Genomic DNA, 6,845 nt, shown 5'->3' on the forward strand with positions numbered 1-6,845 from the left:
CCCTCTCGCCGCGACGGCGGACCCGCGAGCGGGCGCGCCCCCCGGGAGGGTGCGCGCCCGTCGTCGCGGGGCCGGTCCGCCGGCGATCCGGCGTCCGGCGAGGGCCGCCGGTCAGGCGACGGCGGAGGCCAGCTTCGCGAGCGACTCCTCCATCTGCTCCTCGGAGACCATCGGGAAGAGGTTCTTCTCCAGCAGCTCCGGGTCGGTCACGGCGGTCCAGTCGTAGGTGAGGGACACGTCCGTGCTGCCGGAGCCGTTGTCCTCGAGCCGGTAGACCCACTGCCAGCCCTTGGGCTCGGTGCCGGCGGGGGCGGTCTTCCAGCCGACCAGCTTGTTCGGGTCGTAGGCGACCACGTGGTTCTCGGTCTGGTAGTCGCCACCCATGTGCTCCGCGTGCATGTTCATGGTGAACACGTCGCCGACCTTCTGGATGCGCTGGGTCTTGTCGTCCGACTGCACCATGCCCGAGCCGTCGAACTTCGCGTGGTTCGCGGGCAGGGTCAGGAAGTCGAACACGTCCTTGGCGGACGCGTCGATGGTCCGGGTGACGGTCTGCTGGGTCTCACCGTGGGCGGTCTTGTTCATCTCGGTCATGGGATCAACCTAGGCGCGGGGCCGGGGCGGGCGACAAGGTCTGAGGCTCAGTCCGGCACGTTGCGGCCACGACGGAACGCGGACACGCTGCGGTGGCCGGCCACGTTGAACCGCCACGGGAAGCGCACGGAGCCGCCCTCCCCTGAGACGCCGACGCGCGGGCCCGTCACGACCTCGATCGGCGGCTCGGCCGGATCGCGGGACGCGGGCGGGGCCAGGAGGAAGCGGGCGGGCGCGGCGAGGCGGGCCGGGGTGCCGCCGTCGTCGGCCACCTCCGGCGGCGCGGCGACGATCTCCACGGGCGCGTGGCCCATCTCCAGGGTGATGCCGAGGCCCTGGCCGAGGTTGCCCGGCCCGGAGAGCAGCTTGAGGCCGGTGTCCCGGCCACGGCGGGCCACCGCGAGGTCCCCACCCGCGAGCACCTCGGCCGCACGCAGCAGCACACCGCCGGCCTCCCCCTCGGGGTGGCCCACCAGGTTCAGGCAGCGGTGGATGCCGTAGTTCAGGTACACGTACGTGCGCCGCGGCGGCCCGAACAGCGCGGCATTGCGCTCGGTGCGACCGCGGAACGAGTGGGCGCCGGGGTCCGCGCCCGCGTCCCCGTACGCCTCGGTCTCGGTCAGCCGCACGGTGACGGCGCCGTCCGGGGCGACGACGGTCAGCCGGCACCCCAGCAGCGTCGCGGCGAGCGCGGGCGAGGGGCCGTCGAAGGCCGCGGCGAGACGCTCCGGGGTCACGGCAGCGGGCCGGCGGCGGGCAGGACCCGGTTGTCGATGAGGCGGACCGGCGGCACATGCGCGGCCACGAGTGCCAGGGCGTCCCGGCGTAGGGGCTGGCACAGCAGCTCGGCGCCGAGCTCCTCCAGCGTCTCCCGGTCCACCACCACGAGGTGGTCCAGCGTGACGCCCGGCTCGGCGGCCACCTCCTCGCGGGCGGCCTGCACGTCCAGGACGCGGCCGGCGACGGCGGCCTCCTCGAGGCGCGTGAGGGCGCGGTTGAGCACCAGCGCGGCGTGCAGGCCGGCCTCGTCCAGGCGCGTGTTGCGGCTGGACAGGGCCAGCCCCTCGGGCGAGCGGACGATCGGCACCGCCCGCACGTCCACGGCCACGTCCAAGTCGTGCGCCAGGCGGCGCAGCACGGCCAGCTGCTGGGCGTCCTTCTGCCCGAAGTAGCTGCGCAGCACGGCGGGGGCGGGCGGCATCGAGAGGTTCCAGAGCTTGGCCACCACGGTGCACACGCCGTCGAAGTGGCCGGGACGGGAGGCGCCCTCGAGCACCTCGCCCATGCGGCCGGCGCTCACCGAGACGATCGGGGCGACCGGGTGCCCCGGATACATCTCCTCCACGGACGGGGCGAACACCACGTCCACGCCCACGGCGCCCAGCAGGTCCAGGTCCGCCTCGAGTGTGCGCGGGTAGTGCTCCAGGTCCGCGCGGTCCCCGAACTGGAGCGGGTTCACGAAGATGCTCGCCGCCACCACGTCGTTCTCCGAGCGCGCCTGTCGGGCCAGCGCGGCGTGCCCGCCGTGCAGGGCGCCCATCGTGGGCACGAGGCCCACCGAGACCTCCTCACCGGGGTCCTCCCCCGCCGCCCCGTCCACCAGCTCGGCGACGGCGGCGCGGAAGTCCGCCTTCGTCGTCGTCAGGCGGGGGCGGGGGCCCGCGCCGGCCTCCGGCACCTGGTCCTCGAGGGTGAGGCCGGTGCGGGGCGGGACGGGGGTGCGGTCGGGGACGCGGTCGAGCGGGGTCACGGGCCGAGTCTAGGGGTCCGGGACGCGAGGGCACCCCGTGCACGCGTGCACGGGGCGCCCTCGGTCCGGTGGGGGATCAGCCGTCCTGGGCGGCGCCCTTGACCTGCTGGGCGGCGTCCTTCGACTCCGACTTCAGGTCCTGCGCCTTGTCCGCGCCGTCCGCCTTGACCTGGTCGACGGCCTCGGAGGCCGAGTCCTTCACGTGCTCGGCGGCCTCGCGGGCGGCGGGCTCGATGTCCTCCCGCAGCTGCTGGGCGACCTGCTTGGCCTCGTCCACCAGCGGGGCGGCCTGCTCCTTGAGGCCCTCGGCCGCACGCTGCTCCACGCGCGAGGCGGGGATCAGCGAGCTGACCAGCAGGCCCGCGCCGAAGGCGATGAGGCCGGCGGCCAGCGGGTTGCCGGCCGTGCGCCCGCGCAGCTGGGCCGGGGCCTGCTGCACGGCGTGCTGAGCGTCGTCGGCCCAGCCGGACACGCGGTCGCCCGCGTGGCCCATGGCGTCGCGGGCCTGGTCGGCGGCGCCGTGCATCGAGGCGCGGGCGTCGTCGGCCGCCGCGTGGGCGCGGTCGCCCATCGACGGCTGGCGACGGTGGTCCTCCGGGGAGCCCATGATGTTCTCCTTCACCGAGAGCAGTCCGTCCTTCATGCGGTTCGTCTGGCGGCTGACGGCCTTGGTGGGGCTGACCTTCTCGGCCAGCGCGTCCACGTCCTGACCCAGCTGGTGACGGGTGCGCTCGATCTCGGCGCGGATCTCGTCGGGGTTGTTGCTCGTGGTCATCGCGTCTCCTTCGCGGGGTTCAGGGTCTCGGGGATCTCCTGAAGCGTCTCCTGGGTCTGCGGCAGACCCTTGATCTTCTCGAGGTGCTTCTTGCCCATCAGGGCGAGCACCGCGGCGCACACGCCCCACAGGACGGCCACGATCAGCGCGGCCCACCCCAGGTGCATGGCGGAGCCCAGCGCCCACATCAGCGCCAGGGACAGGAACATCAGCAGGAAGAAGCCGCCCACGGCGGCGCCGGCCAGCAGGCCCGCCCCCGTGCCGGCCTTCTTCGCGGACTCCGTGGCCTCGGCCTTGGCCAGGGCGATCTCCTGGCTGACCAGCGTGGACAGCCGGGACGAGAGGCTCTTGAACATCTCGCCGAGGCTTTCGTGCTCGGCCCGGAACTCCGCCTGCGTGGGCGGCGGGGTGTGCGCGCCGGCGTGCGGCGTCGCGTCGCGGATCGGCTCGTAGGGCGTGCTCACGCGCGGCCCCCGGGCTGGGACTGGTCGAACGGACGCTCGGCGGTCAGGCCGTGCTGCTCCGGCGCCTCGACGCCGTACGGGGTCTCCCCCGGGGCGACGGCGCGGCGCGGGGCGCCGCCGGCCACGCGGCCGTCCGCGTTCTCCAGCGAGTCGCTGGAGTAGGCCGGGGCCTGGGACTGCAGGTGGTGCGGGGTCACGTCCGCGTGGACGGCCTCCGGGCGCACGCCCTCCCGACGACGGCCGGCGAGCTGGTCCCCGGAGTCCGGGCGGCCGGCGTCGCGCATGCCGCGGGTCAGGCGGCCGGCCACCAGGCCGGCGCCCAGGGCGATCGCCAGGAACGTGCCCGGACGGCGGGCCGCGAAGCCGCGCACGTCCTGCAGCAGCTCCTGCGGGGACGCGGTCTCGAGGCGCTGGGTGAGGGCCTCGGCGCGGTCCGCCACGGACGCGAAGCCCTGGCGCACCAGGTCGGTCTGGGGCTGCTCGCCGGAGACCACGCGGTGCAGGTCGTCCGTGTAGGTGCGGGCCTGGCCGGCCAGGCGCTCCTGCTGGGCGTGGGCCTGGGAGCTCATCTGCTCCTGGGCCTGGCCCGCCAGGGACTTCACCTGGTGCACGGCCTCGTCCTTGACGTGGCCGGCCTCCGCCTGGGCGGTGGAGGCCAGGTCCTGCGCCTTGGCCTTGGCGTCGTGGGCCACGGCCTGCGCCTGGCCCTGCGCCTCGCCGGCGGCCTGCTCGGCCTTGTCCTTCGCGGTGGACTCCTCGGCGGAGGAGCCGCGGTGGGCGTTCGACGGATTCGTCGTCATGCTGTGCCTTCCTCGTCTGCGTCGGCGGGCCCCTGGCGGCCGGCCCTTCTGGCCGTCCGCGTCGCCGGGGTCCACCGGGCTTGGGCGCCACCCTAAGCACGGGAACGCGCGCGGAGACAGGGCTGAGCGCCACTGCGTTCCCACCGACCCCCGCGCATCCATGCAGGTCACCGGCGGGTCGAGGACGACGACGGCGCCCCCCGGAAGCCGAGGGACGCCGTCGTGAGGTCAGGCCGGGCAGCGAGGTCAGGCCGGGTCCGGCGCGGTGAGGCCGAGCGTCTGCGGCGCGGTCGGCGCGCCCTTGCCGAGCACGTGCTCGCCCAGGAACCCGAGCACCACCTCGTACCAGACCTTCGCGTGCTGCGGCGCGAGGATCCAGTGGTTCTCGTGCGGGAAGTACAGGAACCGGTGGTCGGTGGTGCCGTCGGCCGCGGCGGGCCGCCCGGACTTCGCCAGCAGCTCCGACCACAGGCGCAGCCCCTCGCCGATCGGCACGCGGTAGTCCTTGTCGCCGTGGATCACGAGCACCGGGGAGACGATGTCCCCCACGAAGCGGTGCGGGGAGTTCGCCTCCTGCATCTCCTCGTCCATCTCGCGCGCCCAGTAGAAGGCGGCGTCCGTCGTCGGGCCGAAGCCGTCGAGCGCCCACAGCGAGGCATGCGTGACCACGGCCTTGAACCGGTCCGTGTGGCCGGCCACCCAGTTCGCCATGTACCCGCCGAACGAGCCGCCCATGGCGGCGGTGCGCTCGGCGTCGACGTCGTCCCGGGCCACGACGGCGTCCGTGAGCGCCATGAGGTCTGTGTAGGGCGCCTGGCCCCAGCGGCCCCAGCCTCGCTCGATGAACTCCTGCCCGTAGCCCGTGGACAGCGCAGGGTCCGGCAGCAGCACCGCGTAGCCGCGCGCGGCCATGATCCACGGGCTCCACCGCCAGCTCCACGCGTTCCACGAGCCGAGCGGCCCGCCGTGGATCCACAGCAGCAGCGGGTGGCCGCCGGCGGGGGCCTCGCCCTCGGGGAGCACGAGCCAGCCGCGCACCCGCGTGCCGTCCTCGGCCGTGGTCTCCACGTCCTCGAGGGCGCCGGGGACCACGGGACGCTCCACGGGGTTGGGCAGGCGCACGACGTCGCCGGTGGCCAGGTCGATCCGCGCGACCTCCGGCGGGAACAGGTAGGAGGAGCGCACGCCGTACGCGGTAGCGCCGTCCGGGGCGAGCACGGCGTCGCTCCACGCCTCGTCCTCGGCGGTCACCTGGGCGACCTCGCCGGTGGCGACGTCGATGCGGAACACGGGGCGGCGTCCGTCCGAGTCCGCGAGCGCGATCACCGCCGAGTCGTCCGGCAGCCAGGCGACGACGTCGGCCCACCGGTCCCAGTCGTGGGCCAGGGGCGTGGTCTCGCCCGTGGCGGTGTCCATGACGTACAGGCGCGGGTGCACGGCGGCGTGCGGGGTGGAGTCGGGGGTGCGGACGACGACGGCGCGCGAGCCGTCGTGGCTGACGGGGCCCACGTGGGCGTCCTCACCCGGGACGTCGTGGAGGACGCGGTGCTCGCCCGTGGCCAGGTCCACACGCACGATCGTGCCCTCGCGGACGTTGCCGAGCGCCTCCGCCGTGGCGGCCGTGGTCAGCAGGAACGAGCCGTCCGGGGACACCTGGGCGCCGATGCCGAATGCGTGCGCGCGGGGGAACCCGGAGACGTGGCGCAGGTGGTGCGGGACGTCGTCGGCCTCGGGGGCGAGGCCGGAGGCGGCGGTCGTGGCGGACGAGGAGGCGGGCGTCGAGGCGGAGGCGGCGGTCGAGGCGGAGCCGGCGGCGCCGTCGTCGTGCCCGGACTGCGGGGTCGACTCCGGATCCGCGGCGTCCGCGTCCGAGGCGGGCTCGCCCTGCGGATCCACGCCCTCCTCGAGGACGAACAGCTCGGGGCGGGCGGGGCCGAGGTCGTGGTCCCAGAAGCGCACCGGGTAGCCGGTGTGCAGGATCGCGTCCACGCCGGCGTCCTTGCGGGCCTTCGCGAGCGCGGCGTGCTCGGCCTCCGTGGACGCGCCGAGCAGGCGGTCCGCCGTCACGACCACGCGGTCCGCCGCCGACGCGCAGGCCACCGAGGCGACGCCGCCGGGGCGGGAGAGCAGCACGCGGGCCTCGCCGCCGCGGGCGGGCAGGGCCCACAGGGCGCTGCGCTTCTCCGCCTCCGCGTCCGCCGGATCGGGGCGGGCCGAGGTGAAGTACAGGGTGCCGTCCGCGGCGAACTGCGCGCCGGCCTCGCCTTCGCGGGAGCGGGTCAGGCGGTGGGCCGGCCGCTGCCCGGCGGGGTCGACCTCCCACAGGGCGGAGGCGTAGCCGGTGCCCTTCGCGTCGCGGGTGGCGACGGTGGTGACCAGGCGCGTGCCGTCCGGGCTGAGGGTGAGGCCGGAGACGCGGGGCAGGGCCGTGAAGGCGTCGAGGTCGTGGAAGGGGGTGGCGG

General features: G+C 75.3%; 7 protein-coding genes. All 7 read right to left on the reverse strand.

Annotated elements, in window-relative coordinates; genetic code table 11:
- Positions 1–111: 111 nt before the first annotated feature.
- On the reverse strand, positions 112–594 hold the full coding sequence (locus NWP10_RS09720; RefSeq protein WP_258300756.1) for an SRPBCC family protein: 483 nt from the start codon (positions 592–594) through the stop codon (positions 112–114).
- 47 nt (positions 595–641) lie between these two features.
- Positions 642–1,331, reverse strand: a complete 690-nt coding sequence (locus tag NWP10_RS09725) for a DNA-3-methyladenine glycosylase (protein WP_158491933.1) — start codon at positions 1,329–1,331, stop codon at positions 642–644.
- Positions 1,328–2,344, reverse strand: coding sequence for a pantoate--beta-alanine ligase (gene panC / locus NWP10_RS09730; RefSeq protein WP_258300757.1), 1,017 nt, complete (start codon positions 2,342–2,344; stop codon positions 1,328–1,330). Before panC ends, NWP10_RS09725 begins: the two co-directional genes overlap by 4 nt.
- Before the next feature lie 76 nt (positions 2,345–2,420).
- Complete coding sequence (locus NWP10_RS09735) at positions 2,421–3,119, reverse strand: DUF3618 domain-containing protein (RefSeq protein ID WP_017489640.1); 699 nt, start codon at positions 3,117–3,119, stop codon at positions 2,421–2,423.
- A complete protein-coding gene (locus tag NWP10_RS09740; RefSeq protein WP_017489641.1) occupies positions 3,116–3,583 on the reverse strand; it encodes a phage holin family protein in 468 nt (155 codons plus the stop codon). Before NWP10_RS09740 ends, NWP10_RS09735 begins: the two co-directional genes overlap by 4 nt.
- Positions 3,580–4,383 carry a hypothetical protein gene (locus NWP10_RS09745; protein WP_258300758.1) on the reverse strand — a complete coding sequence of 268 codons (804 nt, stop codon included), beginning with the start codon at positions 4,381–4,383 and terminating at the stop codon, positions 3,580–3,582. Before NWP10_RS09745 ends, NWP10_RS09740 begins: the two co-directional genes overlap by 4 nt.
- A 246-nt stretch (positions 4,384–4,629) precedes the next feature.
- Positions 4,630–6,845: alpha/beta fold hydrolase (locus tag NWP10_RS09750; protein ID WP_258300759.1), on the reverse strand; the 2,216-nt coding region annotated here is incomplete at its 5' end.

Source organism: Micrococcus sp. HG099 (assembly GCF_024723355.1).
GTDB classification, from domain to species: domain Bacteria; phylum Actinomycetota; class Actinomycetes; order Actinomycetales; family Micrococcaceae; genus Micrococcus; species Micrococcus endophyticus.